General features: G+C 63.4%; 19 protein-coding genes. 8 read left to right on the top strand and 11 right to left on the bottom strand.

Going from position 1 to position 17,305, the window contains the following annotated elements; genetic code table 11:
* Window positions 1-101: 101 nt before the first annotated feature.
* Together RI444_RS10260 and RI444_RS10255 are read left to right on the top strand one after the other, a co-directional pair.
* The gene (locus RI444_RS10260; protein WP_021472234.1) at window positions 102-851 is read left to right on the top strand and encodes a dienelactone hydrolase family protein; all 750 of its coding nucleotides are present in this window, start codon (window positions 102-104) and stop codon (window positions 849-851) included.
* Window positions 852-854: 3 nt separating this feature from the next.
* Complete coding sequence (locus tag RI444_RS10255) at window positions 855-1,484, top strand: nucleoside/nucleotide kinase family protein (protein ID WP_242703091.1); 630 nt, start codon at window positions 855-857, stop codon at window positions 1,482-1,484.
* A gap of 18 nt (window positions 1,485-1,502) precedes the next feature.
* On the opposite strand, the gene RI444_RS10250 is transcribed toward RI444_RS10255, so the two are convergent.
* The 4 genes from RI444_RS10250 to RI444_RS10235 all read right to left on the bottom strand — a co-directional run bounded on the left by RI444_RS10250 (window position 1,503) and on the right by RI444_RS10235 (window position 5,295).
* Window positions 1,503-2,561 (bottom strand): serine hydrolase domain-containing protein, encoded by a 1,059-nt coding sequence (locus tag RI444_RS10250; protein ID WP_225740032.1) that lies wholly within the window; start codon window positions 2,559-2,561, stop codon window positions 1,503-1,505.
* A 222-nt stretch (window positions 2,562-2,783) separates the two neighbouring features.
* Complete coding sequence (locus RI444_RS10245) at window positions 2,784-3,581, bottom strand: GAF and ANTAR domain-containing protein (protein ID WP_207604750.1); 798 nt, start codon at window positions 3,579-3,581, stop codon at window positions 2,784-2,786.
* A 120-nt stretch (window positions 3,582-3,701) separates the two neighbouring features.
* On the bottom strand, window positions 3,702-4,124 hold the full coding sequence (locus RI444_RS10240) for a hypothetical protein (protein WP_062096789.1): 423 nt from the start codon (window positions 4,122-4,124) through the stop codon (window positions 3,702-3,704).
* Between the two features lie 136 nt (window positions 4,125-4,260).
* Window positions 4,261-5,295 carry an AAA family ATPase gene (locus tag RI444_RS10235; protein ID WP_062096788.1) on the bottom strand — a complete coding sequence of 345 codons (1,035 nt, stop codon included), beginning with the start codon at window positions 5,293-5,295 and terminating at the stop codon, window positions 4,261-4,263.
* A gap of 116 nt (window positions 5,296-5,411) precedes the next feature.
* On the opposite strand from RI444_RS10235, the gene RI444_RS10230 reads away from it, so the two are divergent.
* The 4 genes from RI444_RS10230 (at window position 5,412) to RI444_RS10215 (ending at window position 8,011) form a co-directional block, all read left to right on the top strand.
* The gene (locus tag RI444_RS10230; protein WP_021472228.1) at window positions 5,412-6,104 is read left to right on the top strand and encodes an MSMEG_4193 family putative phosphomutase; all 693 of its coding nucleotides are present in this window, start codon (window positions 5,412-5,414) and stop codon (window positions 6,102-6,104) included.
* 23 nt (window positions 6,105-6,127) lie between these two features.
* On the top strand, window positions 6,128-6,673 hold the full coding sequence (locus RI444_RS10225) for a DUF3090 domain-containing protein (RefSeq protein WP_021472227.1): 546 nt from the start codon (window positions 6,128-6,130) through the stop codon (window positions 6,671-6,673).
* On the top strand, window positions 6,673-7,440 hold the full coding sequence (locus RI444_RS10220; RefSeq protein WP_021472226.1) for an SCO1664 family protein: 768 nt from the start codon (window positions 6,673-6,675) through the stop codon (window positions 7,438-7,440). Before RI444_RS10225 ends, RI444_RS10220 begins: the two co-directional genes overlap by 1 nt.
* A gap of 73 nt (window positions 7,441-7,513) precedes the next feature.
* Entirely contained in the window at window positions 7,514-8,011 is a 498-nt protein-coding gene (locus RI444_RS10215; RefSeq protein ID WP_021472225.1) for a hypothetical protein, read from the top strand.
* Here RI444_RS10215 and RI444_RS10210 read toward each other — a convergent pair whose 3' ends face one another.
* Window positions 8,012-8,263 carry a hypothetical protein gene (locus RI444_RS10210; protein ID WP_021472224.1) on the bottom strand — a complete coding sequence of 84 codons (252 nt, stop codon included), beginning with the start codon at window positions 8,261-8,263 and terminating at the stop codon, window positions 8,012-8,014.
* A gap of 161 nt (window positions 8,264-8,424) precedes the next feature.
* On the opposite strand from RI444_RS10210, the gene RI444_RS10205 reads away from it, so the two are divergent.
* Window positions 8,425-11,325 (top strand): helix-turn-helix transcriptional regulator, encoded by a 2,901-nt coding sequence (locus RI444_RS10205; protein WP_021472223.1) that lies wholly within the window; start codon window positions 8,425-8,427, stop codon window positions 11,323-11,325.
* On the opposite strand, the gene RI444_RS10200 is transcribed toward RI444_RS10205, so the two are convergent.
* Window positions 11,322-12,116, bottom strand: coding sequence for an aspartate dehydrogenase domain-containing protein (locus RI444_RS10200; protein ID WP_021472222.1), 795 nt, complete (start codon window positions 12,114-12,116; stop codon window positions 11,322-11,324). The genes RI444_RS10205 and RI444_RS10200 overlap by 4 nt on opposite strands.
* 47 nt (window positions 12,117-12,163) lie before the next feature.
* Window positions 12,164-12,721, bottom strand: a complete 558-nt coding sequence (locus RI444_RS10195) for a MarR family winged helix-turn-helix transcriptional regulator (RefSeq protein ID WP_021472221.1) — start codon at window positions 12,719-12,721, stop codon at window positions 12,164-12,166.
* A 196-nt stretch (window positions 12,722-12,917) separates the two neighbouring features.
* Here RI444_RS10195 and RI444_RS10190 point away from each other — a divergent pair, with 196 nt between their 5' ends.
* Complete coding sequence (locus RI444_RS10190) at window positions 12,918-13,436, top strand: cupin domain-containing protein (RefSeq protein ID WP_207604749.1); 519 nt, start codon at window positions 12,918-12,920, stop codon at window positions 13,434-13,436.
* Between the two features lie 215 nt (window positions 13,437-13,651).
* Here RI444_RS10190 and RI444_RS10185 read toward each other — a convergent pair whose 3' ends face one another.
* The 4 genes from RI444_RS10185 to RI444_RS10170 are packed head-to-tail and all read right to left on the bottom strand — an operon-like array spanning window position 13,652 to window position 17,286.
* On the bottom strand, window positions 13,652-14,743 hold the full coding sequence (locus tag RI444_RS10185; protein WP_179013848.1) for a Rieske 2Fe-2S domain-containing protein: 1,092 nt from the start codon (window positions 14,741-14,743) through the stop codon (window positions 13,652-13,654).
* A gap of 3 nt (window positions 14,744-14,746) precedes the next feature.
* The gene (locus RI444_RS10180) at window positions 14,747-14,965 is read right to left on the bottom strand and encodes a recombinase-like helix-turn-helix domain-containing protein (protein WP_021472218.1); all 219 of its coding nucleotides are present in this window, start codon (window positions 14,963-14,965) and stop codon (window positions 14,747-14,749) included.
* Window positions 14,958-15,599: an alpha/beta fold hydrolase gene (locus RI444_RS10175; protein ID WP_207604748.1), complete on the bottom strand. Its 642-nt coding sequence runs from the start codon at window positions 15,597-15,599 to the stop codon at window positions 14,958-14,960. The genes RI444_RS10180 and RI444_RS10175 overlap by 8 nt, the downstream gene beginning before the upstream one ends.
* A gap of 16 nt (window positions 15,600-15,615) precedes the next feature.
* Window positions 15,616-17,286: a thiamine pyrophosphate-binding protein gene (locus RI444_RS10170; RefSeq protein WP_031216495.1), complete on the bottom strand. Its 1,671-nt coding sequence runs from the start codon at window positions 17,284-17,286 to the stop codon at window positions 15,616-15,618.
* Between the last annotated feature and the right edge of the window lie 19 nt (window positions 17,287-17,305).

The raw sequence follows: 17,305 nt of genomic DNA, 5'->3' as shown, positions 1-17,305 counted from the left end.
ACTCAGGTTATAGTGCATTTTTTACGAGCGTCAATAGATCGACACATTCCGGATGTGGAGTCTGACCCGGAACACCCGGAGCCCTCCGATAATGTGAACCCATGTCGATCAATGTTCCTGCCGCTGACGGCAGCGCCGAGGCTTTTGTCGCCCGACCGGTAACCGGGGACGGAGAATTTCCCGGCGTCATCTTCTACATGGACGCGTTCGGGCTCCGCCCGCGCATCGAGGAAATGGCCCAACGCATTGCCGACTGGGGTTATGTTGTGCTGGCGCCGAATGTCTTCTACCGCGAAGGGACCATAGCCGACCTCGCACCGGCCGGAGACATGAGGACCCGGGAGGGCAGAACGTCTGCGGGCAAGATCGCCTTTCCCCGGGTGGGCCGCTTGACGTCGGCCAAGGCGGAGCCGGACATCGATGCATGGGTATCCGCGTTGGCCGGATTGGACGGCGTCAAGCCCGGGCCTATCGGAACCACGGGATACTGCATGGGCGCCAGGTTGGCCGTCCGTACTGCCAACCTGCACCCACAAAGAGTGGCCGCCTGCGGTGGTTTCCATGGCGGCGGCCTGGCCACTGACGCGGCGGACAGTCCGCATTTGGGGCTGGTCAACGCCCGCGCCCGATTCGTTTTCGGCCACGCCGACAAGGACCCCGGCATGGCTCCCGACGCTGTGGCCCTCCTCGGGAAAGCCTTGGCGGATTCCGGACTTGAGGCGTCGAACGAGATCTATGAAGGGGCCCCGCACGGCTACACGATGGCGGACACTTCGGCCTTCCACGACGAGGCAACCGAGCGGCACTTCAAGGAGTTGCGGACCCTCCTCGACGGCACCCTCAAGCGCTAAGCCGTGCAGACCAAGGTCTTCGATACCGCGGCAGGCCTCGCGGACCGAATCCGCAGCCGTGCCGCCGATCGCCAAATCATCGGGATCGCCGGTCCTCCCGGGACCGGCAAATCCACACTGGCCGGGCTCCTCAGCCAACAGTTGGGCGACGAGGGTGTGGTCGTCCCCATGGACGGCTTCCACCTCGCGACCCCGATCATCGACGGCACTCCGCTCCGCGACCGAAAAGGAGCCATCGACACTTTCGACGTCGGCGGATTCCTTTCCCTGCTCGAGCGTCTCCGCCGCAACGACGAGGACGTTATCTATGCGCCGGCCTATCGCAGGGGGCTGGAGGAACCGATCGCCGCATCGATAGCCATAGCAAGCTCAGTCAAATACGTCCTTGTTGAGGGCAACTACCTTCTGGCCACCGAAGGCCGATGGGCCAAGGTACGCGCCTGCCTTGATGTGGCCTGGTTCGTGGAGACGCCTCCAGAGACGAGAATCCCGCGGCTCATCGAACGGCACATAGCGTCCGGCATGGACCCTGCCGCAGCTGAAGCGTGGGCCAATGGGCCCGATGAAACCAATGCGAAGTTCATCGAATCGACCAAGGCCGGCGCCGACCTGATCATTCACTGGTCAGCATGATCTCCAGGGGGCGGATTGCTACTGGCAGAGCCGATCCATGGTCTCGAGCAAAGCTGACCTCATTTGGTCGCTCCAGAGTGCCCGCTCCCTTTCCACGTCAGGATCTTCGAAGGGCGTGGGGGCAGGCGGGGAAGCCACGGTCATCGTCGCTTGGTAGCGCCCGTCGGCGGAGCTAAGGGCAACGGTCTGGAAGTCGAAGAAGTCGCCGCGTGCGAAATAGCGCGGAGCGCCCGTACAGTCCTCAGACCATTCGAACAACCCCAGACCGTAGGGGCCCACAACCGGCCTCTTCATCTCCGCCAAGGCGCCGGCTGAGATCAGGCGGCCCGTGAAAAGCCCGGCAAGGAAATCGTTGACGTCGGGTACGGACGAAACTACGCCATGCGACGGCGAACCCAGTTGTTCCTGGGTGACCCCCGCTTCCTCCCGATGACCCTTAATGGTGACGTACCCCTTCACGAGGTCCGGGGCTGCGACCAGGGGGTCGTCCACCGTGGTTTTAACCAGACCCAACGGCTCAACGACGTCGTTCCTCAGGACTTCGGCGAAAGGCTTGCCGCGCAGTTTTTCCAGGATAAGTCCCAGCGCGGCGTAGTTGGAATCCGAATAGCGGAACGAGCCCACCATCCTCGCTTCCCACGGCAAAGTGCTGGTGAGTTCCATGACGCGGTGCAGGGACAACCGCTGGTTGGACACCGGGACCAGGTCGTCAATGCCTTTGTACAAAGCCTCTCCGTACGACGGCATGCCCGAGGTATGGGAGAGCAGTTGCCGCAGGGTGATCGGGCCGGGCGGCTTCAGCCCGGCTTGGAAGGCTTCCAGCATGCCGTTGACCGGGTCCTCCAACCCGATGAGCCCTTCATCGACCAGTTTCAGCACCGATACGGCGGTCATGGTCTTCGTCACGCTGGCTACAGGAACCCTGTCGTCGGGCCGGGCGGGTTCTTTGCTGTCCAGGTCACGTACTCCGTACGATTTTGACCACTCCCCGCCCGGCCACCGGACCTCAGCCAGAACGGCTACGGCATCCTCATTCATGAAGGACGTCATGGCGTAGTCCAACGTATCCGTTGCCATGAGTGAACTCTGCGAGGGGGCCGGCTCCGGCTCGGAGCCCGTACACCCGGAAAGTATCAGCGCCATCAGAATGGCGGGAAGGACCAGCAAACGGGTCGGCGGTTTCATTGAATGACCAGCCGTTCGAATAACCAGTAATCAAAGTAGTGCCAGGGCTCGACCCAGCGCCCATGGGCCTAGTATCGCGCACGCCCGGGCTGTTGTCAGTACCCTCACACAAACTCAGGTGCGGCTGCTTCCCACGCCGGATTCCCGGCACCTGACAGCAGAAGAGTTAGCCCTCCGGAGGATCTCCTCAGCCACGAGGCGAAGTTTCTTGTTGCGTGCGCTTGATGCTCGTTGGAGCGTTCTGAACGCTTCCTCCTGAGTGCAGCGCTCCTGCATCATGATCATCCCGCACGCGGTGTCGATGACGGATCTGCTCCGCATGGCGGCATGCAGATCACTGATCAGGTCCGAGCCGGCGGCCGTCTTCAAGGCGATCTGCAGAGCTTGGTGGGCGGTGTGGTTGAATCTGTCGATGACCGGCGTAGCGTCTTCGGTGAAGGCGCCCGGCGTCGCCGCCAGGAAGACCATCAGAGCGCAGGCCCCGTCCCGGAAGGCGAAAGGGACAAGTAATGCATTTGCGTAGCCGGCAAAGGCCAAGGTCTTGCTGTGCAACGGCCAGCGTTGCTCCATCGCATCAGCCCCCACCAGGACGCGCGATCCCGTTGCCCACGCTTCCAGGCAGGGACCCTCGTCCAGAGTGTCGTGCTCTCCATCCATGAGCTGTGCAGCGATGGTGGTGCTGCCCGCCACGGCGGACGGACGTTTGGGGCGGCTTAGGGAAATCCCGCAGTCAACCGCAATGCCGGTTTCCCGGGAGGCGACCTGCGCAGCCACGTCGCATAGCCCCTGCACGAAGTCCTGCAGGCCGTTGGCAGCAACCAGGAGGTCTTCGATCAGTTCCAAATCATCGACGCGCGGTTCATCGGCAGGCATGGAACCAATGTAGGAAATCACCAGCTCTTCAATCAGCACCCTTGCTACCTGGCACCGTTACGTGGAACAGCTACGTGGCACCGCTACCGCCCACTGCTTCTTCTCACCGGCACTTGATGCTGGTTACCCGACGTCCGTGCCGTGCCTGAGACGCCTCACCTAGTTGGGCAGCTCCAAACGGAACCCGCAGCGGCACCTCAGGACCCTGGTACCCACGCTGACGCCATCGTCCAGTTCCGGTTCCCTGGCGGGCAACGGGGCATGGATGTTCCTGACCCCGGTTCCCTCGACACGCATAGCCTCACCACAGTGGAAGTACTCCCCCGCAAACCGGAACAGTCCCTCCAAGGTCTTGGTGCGGTTCAGGATGGCAGCGACGTCGCGGAAGCGCGCCCTGTGCTGATAGCTCCCCTGGCAACGACGGCAGGCGTACTCCACCTCGACGTGTAGTTCACCCGGATGCGGAGGCAGGGAATCTATTGATTCGATCGCAACGTACTCGTTGGATCCACAGTGCAGGCATCCCAAGGCCCGGGTTTCCTGGGTGAGCCGGTGAAGGCTCGGGCCGCTAATCCCATACATGATGGCTCCGTTGCTCGGCGGGTAACTGGTTGATCCGGCAGGAAGGCAAACTATATATTCCAATACCATGACACCATTTGTAAGGCGCCTTATCAATAGGTAGCCGTACGAAAATCGATTTTTGTTCGCGAGGCTCTCAGACGAGCCTACGCCACCAGCGCGGCCGCTCCGGTTCCGGTGTGCATTCCGGCTCCGGTTCCTCGCCCAACGCCAGCGCCGCCTCAACAATGTCATCCGAGGTGAGGGTGACCACGGCCTCACGGCCAAGCGCATCCAGGCTGTGCTCCGCGTCGAGTGACAGCCGCAGCGCCTGCCGATTGAGTGCCTGTTCAAAGAGGGTGCGGGCGAACCGCGCGTTGCCGGACTCCTCCCCCGTGCGGAGTCCGGAGAAAATCCGCCGAAGCATCTGGTCCGCGCCTGGTTCCAGCATGTACTCGTGGTGCTCAAGCATCCGGTGGAAGATCATCTCCAGTTCATCGACGGAGTAATCAGGGAAGGTGATTTCGCGGGCGAACCGGGAGCGCAGCCCGGGGTTGGAGATCAGGAAGGATTCCATGAGCCGGGGATATCCGGCCACGATCACTACCAGCCGGTGGCGGTGGTCTTCCATCCGTTTGAGCAGCACTTCGATGGCCTCCGGCCCGAAATCCATCCGGCCGTCCTCCGGGGCGAGCGCATATGCCTCGTCGATAAACAGGACCCCGTCCAGCGCCCGCCGAATCACCCGGTCCGTCTTGATGGCAGTCTCCCCGACGTATTGCCCTACCAGGCCGGAACGGTCCACCTCCACCAAATGGCCTTTCTGCAGCAGCCCCACCGCACGGTACATCTCGGCCAGGAGCCGGGCGACCGTCGTTTTACCTGTTCCGGGATTGCCGAGGAACACCAGGTGCTGGGATGTGGCCACTTCAGGCAGTCCGTGGGCTTTGCGGCGGGCCTGGACCTGGAGCAGCGCGACGAGGGCCCGCACCTGCTCCTTCACCGTCTCCAGCCCGATCAGGGCGTCCAACTCCGCCTGCACTTCCGAGAGCGGACGGGCAGGACCAGACCGTGGGCCGATGAGGTCCCCCATCAGGTCATCGACGCGTTCGGAACCGGTCAGCTTAAGCTGACTGGCCAAATGACCAATGGTCTCCCGCAGGTCATCAAGCGGGTTGCGGCTGGTAGCCATAGCTCCACTGTAGCCCCAGGGGTTCCGGCCTCTCCGTCGCGGCGGGTCCGCGGGGTGAACGCAAGGCGTCCTCACCTGCGTCGGCCCGGGGCTCCGTTTCTGGCTAGGCTGGGCAGATGGCGACAGTTATCCTCGTGCGGCACGGCCGCACCACGGCCAATGCCACCGGATTGTTGGCCGGCCGCGCAGCCGGTGTTGACTTGGACGAGATCGGACGCGGGCAGGCTGCCCTGACCGGGGAACGGCTCGCGGCGGTTCCGGTGGTGGGAGTGGTATCCAGCCCCCTTGAACGCTGCCTGCAAACAGCCCGGTTCATTCTTGACCGGCAAACAAGCAGTCCGTACGCACCGGTCGAGTCCGACCTGACGGAGTGCGATTACGGTCAATGGCAGGGCCGGGCCCTGTCCGACCTGGCCACCGAGAAACTGTGGCCCGTGGTGCAGACGCAACCATCCGCCGTCGTATTTCCCGGCGGTGAGGCCATGGCGGCCATGCAGGCCCGCTCAGTGGCGGCCATCCGGCGCCATGATGCAGCGTTCGAAGCCGAGCACGGGCCCGGAGCAGTATGGGTGGCGGTGAGCCACGGCGACGTCATCAAGTCCATCCTCGCCGACGCGTTGGGCATGCACCTTGACCTTTTTCAGCGGATCAGCGTGGGTCCGGCTTCCGTGTCGATAGTCACCTACGGTGCAAACCGGCCGAGCGTCCACGCGACCAACACGGAAGCCGGCGACCTGTCCTGGCTCTCGAGCGGCCTCCGTTCGGGCGACGCACCGGTGGGCGGCGGCGCAGGTGGGCAGACGCCCTGAGCCCGTGTGCCTAGAATACTGACATGCCTACGCGCGTTCACGAGTTTGCCTGGCCCGACCGGGTTGTCATCGGCACCATAGGACAACCCGGAGACCGCACGTTCTACCTGCAGGTGCGCGCAGGAACGCAGATTGTCAGCATTGCCCTCGAGAAGCAGCAGTCAGCCCAGCTTGCGGAGAAGATCGACGAGATCCTCGACCAGCTCCTCACGATCGATGGCAACCCCTTCAGCGTTCCCACCAGCACGCCGGTCGAACTGGTGGACAATGACCCGCTTGAGGACCCCCTGGAGCAATTCCGCACCGGCGCGATGAGCCTGGGGTGGGATCCGACCACGGCCCAGATAGTCCTGGAGGCTTACCCGATCAGTGATGTCGACGGCGATGAGCCCTTTGACCTGGACGGCGCCGACGAACCGGAAATGCTGCTGGTGCGCATGCCTGTAGGCACCGCCCGCGCCTTCACCAAGCGCACCCGGGAAATCGTGGCGGCCGGACGTCCCTTGTGCACTATCTGCGGCTACCCCATTGATCCCGACGGGCACACCTGCACGCTTCCCGAGGCCTGATGCCAACACCGGACCTGGTCGCCGCAGAGCTGACGCTGACCGGCCGCATTACAACGGCCTCAAATGCCACCTTCCTGGGCAGCATCGACGACGTTGCCGTGGTCTATAAGCCGATAGCCGGCGAAAGCCCCCTCTGGGACTTTCCGCACGGCACCCTGGCCCACCGCGAGATGGCGTCCTTCCTGGTCTCCCAGGCCACGGGTTGGGACATCGTGCCGCGCACCTGGCTGCGCGACGGACCACTGGGCCGCGGGATGGTGCAGCTCTGGCAAGAGCAGGACCCCTCCCAGGATCCGGTGGACCTGAGGCCAAGCGATGACGTTCCGGAGGCCGGTTGGAAACAGGTCCTCGAGGGGCAGGACGACGACGGGCGGATAGTCGCCCTGGTCCACGAAGACTCACCTGCGCTCAGGCGCATGGCCGTGTTCGACGTCGTCGTCAACAACGCCGACCGCAAGGGAAACCACATTCTTGCCATGGCGAACGGGCATCGCCACGGCGTGGACCACGGACTGACGTTCCATACGGACCACAAGCTGCGCACCGTGCTTTGGGGGTGGCTCGGCCAGGCCTTGTCTGCCGAAGAACGGGAAGGCGTAGAGCGCGTCAGCGAAGGATTGCGCGGCGGGCTGGGCCGGGAGCTGGCAGAGCTGTTGAGCCCCGAAGAAGTCTCAGCCCTCGCGCTCCGTTGCGAACGCCTGCGTTCGGCTGGAAGGTTTCCGGCGCCGCGGGGCGGCATGCCGGCCGTGCCCTGGCCTTTGTTCTAAGGCCCGCTCCACTTTCATTCGTGGCTAGACTGGCCGGAAGCGGAGATTGTCGATTGCAGCACTGGAGGGGAAAATGTTCAGGCCGGATGCGCCCATCGAAGAAATCGAGCAGGACGTCGAGTCGATGATTGTTGAACTTGTGCATGAGCTGGGGAGGGTCGCGGAGGCTGACCCCAATCCGGTGGGTGCCGAAGAGCGTGCCTATATCCAGGCATTCTCTGACGCGCGGGCCAACAGTGACCGGAACCAGGCGGCTCTTTTGGCCACTGCCATATCCCGGCCAAACCTGGCCGAATCCCTTCTGTACTTGAACCGCCGGCTTGACCGGGAAGACCTGGCCCCGGACGAACCGGTGGGGATCATCGGGATCATCGTGCGCCTGGCCATGGACGGGCTCTGGGTCAGTGACATCCTCGATGACACACGCTTCAACCAACGGGAGCGCGAAAAGATTACGTCCCTTCTGACGGGCATGACCTACCTGACCGATGATCGCTTGAATGCTGTCCTGGCTGACATCGCCCCAGGCGGCGATGCCGCCCGGGGCGGCTCCCAGGGGCAGAAGCGCTGACTATTCCTGTTCCGGAATCCAGTAGGGAGCATCCACACCGGTGCCCGTGAGGACATCGCAGCGAACCAGTTGCGTGCCTATGCGCTCCAAGGGGCAGTTGCTGTAGGTGAAGTAGTCGGTGGCTTGCTGTGTGCCTGCTTGCGCAGTGCCGGCTTGCTCAGTGCCGGCGTTTGCCGGAGCTGCCGGCAGGAAGAGGAAGGGCAGCAATATCGCGATGCCCATGATTCTTGAATGGCTGGCTGGATTGAACATGGTGATCCTCGGGTGACAGTGGGTGTCTATTGACTCCTTCACAGTGCGCTCCGGACCCCTCGGGGAACATCCGGAAGGTGTCCTGAGATTTGGCGCCGGGACCCTGACATTTCACGTCGCCGGCTCTTTTCCGGCCCGGCGCTCGGTGCCACCCTTGAAAAATGACGGGCATCATCGATTCGGGTTCCCCTCCTTTGGTGGGCAGGATGAAGGAATTGTCGCGGCTCGGTGACGCACTGCAGCAAGTCCGCAGCGGCCGGCAAAGAACCGTTTTGGTCACTGGCGACGCCGGCATCGGGAAGACCGCTCTGATCTACGAAGCCATTGCGGGACTCCCGGGGGACGTTATTGTCCTGTCCGGTGCTGCCCTTCCCCTTCACAGTATCGAGATCCCGTACCAACCCTTGCGCGCGGCCTTCAGGGGCACTGCCGGCATCAGAACGCCGGAACCATTTAGTGAGGACAGCGCGGCCGGGCATCCGGCAAGCACTCCCCTCTTCCTGGATCAATGGTTGAGTGCGGTCACAGCCGCGCATCCGGTGCTCCTCGCGATCGATGACCTGCACTGGGCGGACCAGGGCACGTTGGATACGTTGATGTTTCTGATTGCGGGACCGTCCGATCGGCGGCTGGGGCTCGTAGCAACAGTCAGGGCGGATGCGGTGACGGAGGGTTCACTTCTGGAGGGGTGGCTTGCCGATGTGCGGCGGATCCCCGGTGTGAGCATTGAACGCCTTGGCCCCTTGGACCGCCCGGCCACGTCCGCATTGATCGCATCGCTGCTGGGTCGCGAACCGCATCAGTCCCTGATTACGGAAGTGTACGGGCGCGCGAATGGAAACCCGTACTTCACCAAACTCCTGGTGGAGCCACTGGATCCGGCCGCGTCGTCCCTTCCGCCCGGACTCCCGCCCGACCTGCGGACCGCAGTGCTGCGTTCCTGGCGGGCCCTGCCGCAGTCTGCCCGACGGGTTACCCAGGTCCTGGCTGTTGGCGGCAAGAATGCTCCGGTTGAAGTGTTCACGGTGGTCGTGAAGCGGGCGCTACCCGGGGAGGATGCCCTTTCTGTTCTCCTGGCTGCGTCGACAGCCGGGATCCTCGACCGCCAACCCGACGGCAGCTACTGGTTCCACCACCCGCTCATCGCCGAGACCCTGGCATCCGAAACACCTCCCGAGGACCGGATCCAGTGGCACCGGCTGTTCGCCGAGGCCTACTCGACAGTTCCGGGTTCAGGCGAGCTCCACCACCGGGCGGCCGCCGATCTTGCCCAACACTTCTACGGCTCCGGGAACTACGAGGAGGCCTACCGGTGGGCGCTTGAGGCGGCACGTCAGGAATCGGCCTCGCGGGACTGGAACAAGGCCCTTGCCCAGTACCACCGGGTCCTGGAGTTACGGCCCAAGGTGGTCGCTGCCGGGGAATGGCTTGACCTGTGGCAGGAAGTGCGCCGGAGCGCTTTCAATGCAGGCGCTTTCGAGGCAGAACTCGACGCTATCGAGGCCCTGCTTCGACTCCTCAACGAGCGCCTCCAGCCACTCGAGGTGGCTGCACTGATCATCAGGCGCATGCACTTGCGAATGTCCCTGGGTCTCTCCTTCCTGGATCCGGCAGAGGCCGAACGCGCCGTGCAGCTTTCGTCCGTGGAGCCTGACAGCTGGCAGCATGCCTTGGCGATGGCCGAGCTGGTTCACGCCAAACTCTGGATGGACCAATACAAGGGCTCTCCGGACTGCGCGAAGGTTGTTGAGGCGGCCCGCAAGACAGGGCATCACCGGGCTTTGAGTTTCGCGCTCACTGCCTCGGCCATGGCGGCAGTGTTCAGCGGCGACTCCGGCGCGGCCAGGGAAGCCGCCCGTGAGGGTGCCTCGGAAGCGGCCCTGGCGCAGGACTTCTGGGCCTTTTGCCATGCCTTGGCGTGGCTGGCAAATGCCACGGAAGGGTGGATCAGCGAACAGTACGGCGCCATCATGAGCTCCGGCAGGGAGGAACTTTCCCGGCTGGGCGCTCCGCATTCCTTCATGTCGAAAGTAGCTGCCGACGAGGCCGCCAGCTTCCTGGCCATTGGGGCATGGGAGAAGGCTCGAACAGCTTTACGAACAGCCATCAGTTTTGACCCCGGGCCCATGGGAGACGTCAGTGCCCGGCTCACCCTGGCCCGGCTGGATGCGTTGCAAGGCAGGACCAACGACGCCTTGGCGCACCTCGCTCGCGCCGAAGAGGTGAACCGTGAATCCGATGCCTTCGTTAACCTGAATTTCGCTGCCATTCGTTCCGAACTCAACATCATGGCGGGAAACCCCAAGGCAGGATTCGAAACAGCCGTGGCCGCTGCATCCCGGGCCGGTCATGCACCCACCATGTGCGAGTGGCTCCTGCCCTTGGCCATGAGGGCCGCCGCCGACATGATCATGCAAGCCAGGGATACCGGTGGGCCGCTGTCCGGACTGGAAGCCGCAGTTGGGGATGTGCGGAAACGTTTCCCGGCCGCGCTCCACGAACCCGGACAGGCAACCCCCCTTTACCAACGCCAGATCAAGGCCTTCGACATGCTGTATACCGCCGAGACCGGGCGGGCACTGGCGGATAAGCGGAACGACGCAATGTGGATCGCTGCCGCCGACGCATGCAAAGAAGCCAACCTGGCATGGGAAGAGGCGTACGCCTGCCAACGCGCAGGTGAAGCCATGCTCTTCCATACCCATCATGGCCAAACGAACGCAGCAGGGATACTGCGCCGCGGGCTGGAACTGGCAACCACACTGCAGGCCGCGCCCGTGCGGACGGCGATACTGGGGTTGGCGGACCATGGACGGATACGACTCGACGCTGAACCACCCACGACGCGGAGGAACACCGGACCGTTCCCGGGCCTGACCACCCGCGAAACCGACGTTCTCGAACAACTAATCGCCGGCAGTACCTATAAGGAGATCGCCGCAGACCTTTTCATCAGCGAGAAAACCGTCAGCACGCACGTCTCCCACCTCCTGCGGAAAACTGGCTCGACAAATCGAAGGGACCTGGCGCGCAAAGCCAGTGGGCGGCGCAGGGAGGACTAGATAATTCCGCCCCGCGCGCCAACGATCAGTTCCAGTGAGCGCAGCACGGCAAACGGCACAATGCCGCTGGTACGCGGGTTTTGCGGCGATACCTGATTGCAGATTTCGAAGCGGTAGGTCCCGCTGTTCCCGGCGGCCTCGATCACGTGCGTCGTCAGCCGGGCAGCCGGGTCCACCCGCACGGACACATCCACGCCCCAGTCGGCTACGGCCAGGGCGACCGCCGCGGCCACATTGAGCGATTTCGGGAACAAGCGCGTGGCCTGGTCAGCAGGGCCTTGGTAGATTTCGAGCGGAACAGCGGTGTTCCGGATTCGATCTTCTTCCTTCTCATCCATCCACGGCTGCACCAGGGAAGCGGGCAGCTTGGTCGTCGTGATTTTGACGGCGTCATAACCCGTTGCCCGGGCTCCCGACGCCAACAGGTCCAAGCCACCGATGGAGCCGGACGTCAGGAAGAGCCTGCCCGGACCGGCTGCGGACAAGCGGCCCGAAAGATCAGGGTCCGCCAGGGCTCCCAGCGATGTGGCCAGCAGATCGACACCCGCAGACAGCACTGCCTCGCCGTGTTCGGCAAGGGCTTCCTGGCCCGCGCATTCGACCAGCACATCGCAACGCTCCAACGCCTCAGCCATGTCCAGGCGGGCCGCCGGAGCGTTTGGAACGGGACTGCGGCTGACGATGCCCTCCAGAGAGGCACCTGCCACTTTCCCTGCGGCAACATCCGCAGCCACCCGGGCCCCGATGGCCCCGTGTCCGATGATTCCAATTTTGCGGGCTACTGGCTTCATGCGTTTCCTTACTAGTGGGTTAGGTGGACATTCCGCCCCAGGACCGCCTAGGCATTGGAAGGGATCTTGTCCTGGGAGGAAGCCTTGGGGTCATAGGCGACGATGGAGGCTTCGGCCTTCTTGAGCAAGAGGGCCAGTTGTTCAATCTCTTCGGCTGAGAGGCCGGAGAGCATGTTGCGCTGCGTTTCCAGATGCTTGGAAATCACCTCATCGATGAGCTTCTTGCCGTGCTCGGTGATCTGCGCGTAGACGACGCGACGGTCCTCTTTTGATCGAACACGCTCGATGAGGTTCTGCTCCTCCATGCGGTCCAGGCGGAACGTGATCCCTCCCGTGGTCAGCATGGACGAACTTGCGAGCTCACCAGCGGTTTTGCGGTGGGGAGGCCCTGATCGGCGCAAATTTGCCAGGACGTCAAAGGACGCCAACGTGAGCCCATGCTCCTCGTAGTTCGCGTCCTGCACGGCGCGCTGCCGGGCAACGAGGCTTTGCAGGCGGCCAAAAACTCCAATGGTCCTGGCATCGAGTTCGGGACGTTCGCGACGCCAGTCCTCGATGATCGCATCTACGGCATCCGCGTCGGTGTTTTGGGGCTCGGTGGTCATGTGCTCTCTCCTTAATTTCGTCTAAGCATCTTAACACTGAGCTTTCCAGTACCCCGGCGAACCGCGCCCGTTCCCGCAAGTGTCTTGCAGCGCTTTCCATTATATCTTAGTCTTGAGATAGTTAGGACCGAGGAAGATTCACTTCCTGCAAGGCCCTTACGAAATCCGGCAATTTACCACCAGAGAGAGGTCCATCATGGGCGACGTTATCGCACGCAAAATTCCGGAACTTGAGGAGCTGATTGACTCGTCCATCGCCTCCCGTGACAGTCGGGTAGTTGACTTCAATACGCTCAAGTTCCAGACCAAAATGGGTGAGAAGTTCCGTCGCGGCCAGGTCCGCTACATCGGTTCCGGGGCAACCGGTGACCACTCCAACGACAACAACATTCTCCAGGCAGAGCACTTCACCTTCTCCAACATGGTGCTGCCGGCCGGATGCGTTGGACCCGAGCATACGCACCCGGACGTTGAAGAGGTGTTCTTCGTGCTCGAGGGCCAGGTCGAGTTCAGCGTGCACGACGTTGAAGACGGGACCAAGAAAGCAAGCCGCGTGCTCGGCTACCGCGACCTGATCCGCGTTCCGGCCGGTGTCCCCCGGAGTTTGCGGACCGTCAGCGATGACGACGCACTCATCTGCGTCATCATCGGCGCAAAGAAGCCGGAGATCCCCTTCTACCCGCCGACGTCGGAGATGTATGGCGTGACCCGTTAGCCCCCTGGGAGCCCGGGTACCGGCGATGGCCGGTACCCGGGCTTCTTCTTGCCGGAAAACTGCAGCATCGGGAAACGTCTGCCCCGGGCGCCGGGCCAACAATAGACCAAACGAAAAGAGCACAGGAAAGAGCCTGCAGCCCGGACTTGGTCGGACTGCAGGCTCTTGCTCACTGCATCAATTGCGCGGTGGTGGAACCACGCGCTCCACAGGCGCTATGCGGTTCCCTCTGCGAGAGTGGCTGCCTGCTTCTGTGCATCGGCGTCGTGGATGCGCCTGATCCTGGCCACGCCAAGATCGTGCTGGTACAGGTGCTCGTCCCTGTCGGCGTCGGCCGCCAGAGCCTCCAACAGCGCGCGGTCCTGTTCCAGGACCACCCAGTGCTTTTCCTCCAGTGTTGTCTTGTACATGAACCGCCAGACGTCACGCTCCCAATCGGAGACGGTCCGGGTACGCCAGTGGAACACAGCGGAGGTATCCGCATCTATGGGCGTGGACATCCCGACGATGCCGAAGGAGCCGCCGGGACCGGCTGAATCGGCGTAAGGGATCTCCAGGTCCACGTAGTCCATGGCCTCGCGGCAGTACTCCACCCAGTCGAAGTTCTTGCCGCGCTGGTCCGTCTTCTCGAAGAAGAATCCGCGGTCCGTTTCGCGGATGCGGAAGCGGGCGCTCGTGTCTCCGCCAAACATTGAATGCGATTCACGGTGCAGGAACGCCCCGTGCATGGGATCCAGGACGTTGTCCATGTAGAACCGCCACGGACTGTTCCACTCCGCGTAATTGGAGAACCACGAAATATCGGGGTTGTCCAGACGATCAGGCAACTTGAAGGGGGTTACCTCCGAGTCCGCGGTCAGTGGCATGAAAGCGAAGATCATGTCCGCGCCCTCCTCCACGGCCAGGGACGCAGTGACTGTTTTCCCCTCCAGCGCACAGCCGGGCATGCCGGGAACCGACACCACCGTTCCGTGTCCGTCCACCTGAACTCCGTGGTACTTGCATGCCACCCGGTCACCCAGGTGCTGGCCTACGGACAGGGGCGCGCTGCGGTGGGGGCAGCGATCCTCCAGCATCCGGATTTGTCCCCGGGCATCACGGAACAGCAGCCAATCCACGCCCAACCGCCGGACCTTGACCATATCCCCCTGGCCAACGAACCGGGAGGGATAGATGGCGTACCAGCGGTCCCGCAGTCCTGTGGCAGCCAGTTCTGCGGCATCGAGCTGACGCCGGGTACCGACCACCGTTTTCGGCATGGCCCTGCCGGCCCTTGCCCCGGTTGAAGTTGCAGTTGCAGTTGTCATTTCCTACTCTCCCAGTCGTCGCATTTCGGAACGGAATCGGGCTTCATCCCACGGCTGGCCGTCCGGGGCATTAAGCCCCAGGTTGTTCAACCCCGAAATGACCGCCGGAAGTTCGTGGCTGCCGCTGGCGAAAATTTCGGACAGGGCGCCGGCGAGCTTCAGCTCATAGGGGTTCGGCGGACCGACACGGGACTGGTTGGCATCCAGGTATTGCTCAGGCACGGGGTTCCTCCTGTAATTGGGTGGGGAGTGATTGCGAGACGGTGTGCAGGCCTTCAGCGGTCTTCATGAACGACCTGCTCCACTCGTTGAACGAGGTGGATCGGCTTTGATGTGCCGGCACGGTGGCGTTGTCGATGATGACGAAAACACCGTTGCCGATGCCGCCTGCGATGCATTGGGCTATGGAAACATCGGCGTCGATGTCGGGTGCGGCGGCAATGACCAGGGACGGTGCGCGAACCTGCCGGAGCGCTGCCACGAATCCGTCAGTGGACGTGTCCACCAGCGGGTCGCCAAGGATCATGCTCTTGACCTGTTCAGGATGCCGCGCAGCGAGGAGTATGGCACCGTAGGCGGCTGCGCCGTTGGCCAGGACATGCGCCGGGCCGGCCGTAGACTCCCGGAGCGCCTCAGAGGCCGCTTGAACCCAGGCGTCCAGTTGGCCAGGTGGTCCCCCGACGTCCAGGGCAAGACCCGTTTCAGGTTCCCAGGCACGGGCTCCCAACGTGTCCAGTTGATGCTCATCCCACTCTCCGGTCCCTGCGCCGCCGCGCAGACACACCACGTCATGCCGCGGCTCGGCCGCGTCGGGCCCAGGGCCGGCGTACGGGTCCGGATCAGTACTTGGGTTCATGTGCTCACCTGCTCTACTAGTGATCTGCGGTTGGAACGTGCACCGGAGGGACGAAGGCTCCGGGAGCAGGTTCCAAGGCATTGACATCAATTTCGATGACCGCCGGCCCCCTGAGGGCCAGCGCCTCGGCCAGGGCCGGATCGAAGGTTCCCGGCCCGCCCACCCGCCGGAACGGCAAGTCCAATGACCGGGCCAACAAGGCGAAGTCCGGTGTATGCAGGTCGACTCCTGCCTCCGCGAAACCGTTGGCCCTCTGCATGTTGCGCAGCACCCCGTAGCCGGCGTCGTTGAAGACCAACACCACGCACCAGGCGCCGGAGCCGGCCAGGGAGGCAAGCTCGCCCAGGTGAACGGCAAGACCGCCGTCCCCGGCAATGACTACCGTGGGAACCTCCGGGCGGGCGCAGGCAGCACCTATCCCCATGGCGAGTCCTTGGCCTATGCCGCCGCCGAGGGGAAAGATGTTGGTTTCGCGTGAGTACATTTCCAAGAGGCGGTTACCCCACTGGCTGGAGGGGATGGTGACGTCGCGGGCCACGACGGACCTGCGGTCCAGGCGTTCCCGGAGGCTGTGGCAGATCTCCGCGTAACCGCCAATGTAGGTGGTCAGCGCATCGCGTACCTCGCGGCGTACGTCGTGAACCTTTTGCGCCCAGCCGGGGTCCGGGGACTGGCTCGGCAACTGCTGGACGAGCGCATCCAGAATGGCGCGGGAGTCGCCCACCAGGGAGACGGTGGCCGGGTATACCCGTCCGACGGCGTCAGGGTTCAGGTCCAGCTGGATGTGGGTGGAGGGAATCTTCAATGAGTAATGCTGCGTCTCGTTGGAACGGAAATGCGTTCCAATACTGAGCAACAGGTCGGATTCCCCGAGCAGCCGGGCGCCGGCCGGAGTGGTCGCGAAGTTCCCGATGACAAGGTGGTCATCCTCCGGAACGACGCCCCGCCCTGAATTGCTGGTGAGCAGTCCTGCGCCAAGCCCGTGCAACAGGGCAGCAAGTTCCTTACCGGCTCCGGCTGCTCCTCCCCCGGCCCAAATCAGGGGCCGCTTGGCACCTGCCAGGAGACGGGCGGCTTCCGCGACGGCCCGGGTGTCGTACGCGGGGGCGGGCTTCACCCGGGCATCGACGGGGCGCTGATCGTCCGGATGGGCCAGGTACTGCAGGTCCGTGGGCCACTCGATGCTGGCCGGTGTGTGCGGGGCGGAAAGGAGGTGCGCGATCGCCTCCTCAAGGTCAGCCTCAGCATCCTTCCCGTTGAAGATGGTCCGGGCATACCCGGACACGGCGTGGAGCATTTGGAGCTGGCGTGGTACCTCGTGAATCACTCCGCGGTTGCTGCCCATGAATTCACTGTCGATCTGGCCGGTAATGTGCAGGACGCGGCTTCCCGCAGTGAGCGCCTCCACCATGGAACCAGCGGCGTTGCCGGCTCCCGTGCCCGTGCTGGTCAGGGCAACGCCGAACTTGCCGGACGCGCGGGCGTACCCGTCAGCGGCGTTGACGACCGCGGCCTCATGGCGCATGGCGACGAAGTTCAGTTCCCTGTCCACAGCTTCAACGAGGGGCAGGTTGTGAATGCTGATAACGCCGAAGACGGTGTCGATGCCGTGGCGGCGCAGCACACGGACCAGGACATCGCCTCCTGTTGGCCCCCTCGGGACGGTTGCTTCTTGTGTCAGTAACATTTCCGGTTCTCTTTCGTGG

Origin of the sequence: Paenarthrobacter sp. AT5 (assembly GCF_032764245.1) — a bacterium.
In the GTDB taxonomy this organism is placed as follows: Bacteria; Actinomycetota; Actinomycetes; order Actinomycetales; family Micrococcaceae; genus Arthrobacter; species Arthrobacter ureafaciens.
Note: the sequence above shows the minus strand (reverse complement) of the source record. Positions and strands in the feature narration are given on the sequence as shown.

What these genes read in the sequence shown, in the direction of transcription:
- RI444_RS10235 (WP_062096788.1), bottom strand. Translation starts at nt 5,295, where the DNA reads ATGGCTACCAGCCGCAACCCGCTTGATGACCTGCGGGAGACCATTGGT.
- RI444_RS10200 (WP_021472222.1), bottom strand. Translation starts at nt 12,116, where the DNA reads ATGAAGCCAGTAGCCCGCAAAATTGGAATCATCGGACACGGGGCCATC.
- RI444_RS10220 (WP_021472226.1), top strand. Translation starts at nt 6,673, where the DNA reads ATGCCAACACCGGACCTGGTCGCCGCAGAGCTGACGCTGACCGGCCGC.
- RI444_RS10170 (WP_031216495.1), bottom strand. Translation starts at nt 17,286, where the DNA reads ATGTTACTGACACAAGAAGCAACCGTCCCGAGGGGGCCAACAGGAGGC.
- RI444_RS10185 (WP_179013848.1), bottom strand. Translation starts at nt 14,743, where the DNA reads ATGACAACTGCAACTGCAACTTCAACCGGGGCAAGGGCCGGCAGGGCC.
- RI444_RS10260 (WP_021472234.1), top strand. Translation starts at nt 102, where the DNA reads ATGTCGATCAATGTTCCTGCCGCTGACGGCAGCGCCGAGGCTTTTGTC.
- RI444_RS10195 (WP_021472221.1), bottom strand. Translation starts at nt 12,721, where the DNA reads ATGACCACCGAGCCCCAAAACACCGACGCGGATGCCGTAGATGCGATC.
- RI444_RS10175 (WP_207604748.1), bottom strand. Translation starts at nt 15,599, where the DNA reads ATGAACCCAAGTACTGATCCGGACCCGTACGCCGGCCCTGGGCCCGAC.
- RI444_RS10250 (WP_225740032.1), bottom strand. Translation starts at nt 2,561, where the DNA reads ATGGCAACGGATACGTTGGACTACGCCATGACGTCCTTCATGAATGAG.
- RI444_RS10240 (WP_062096789.1), bottom strand. Translation starts at nt 4,124, where the DNA reads ATGTATGGGATTAGCGGCCCGAGCCTTCACCGGCTCACCCAGGAAACC.
- RI444_RS10210 (WP_021472224.1), bottom strand. Translation starts at nt 8,263, where the DNA reads ATGTTCAATCCAGCCAGCCATTCAAGAATCATGGGCATCGCGATATTG.
- RI444_RS10215 (WP_021472225.1), top strand. Translation starts at nt 7,514, where the DNA reads ATGTTCAGGCCGGATGCGCCCATCGAAGAAATCGAGCAGGACGTCGAG.
- RI444_RS10205 (WP_021472223.1), top strand. Translation starts at nt 8,425, where the DNA reads ATGACGGGCATCATCGATTCGGGTTCCCCTCCTTTGGTGGGCAGGATG.
- RI444_RS10225 (WP_021472227.1), top strand. Translation starts at nt 6,128, where the DNA reads ATGCCTACGCGCGTTCACGAGTTTGCCTGGCCCGACCGGGTTGTCATC.
- RI444_RS10230 (WP_021472228.1), top strand. Translation starts at nt 5,412, where the DNA reads ATGGCGACAGTTATCCTCGTGCGGCACGGCCGCACCACGGCCAATGCC.
- RI444_RS10190 (WP_207604749.1), top strand. Translation starts at nt 12,918, where the DNA reads ATGGGCGACGTTATCGCACGCAAAATTCCGGAACTTGAGGAGCTGATT.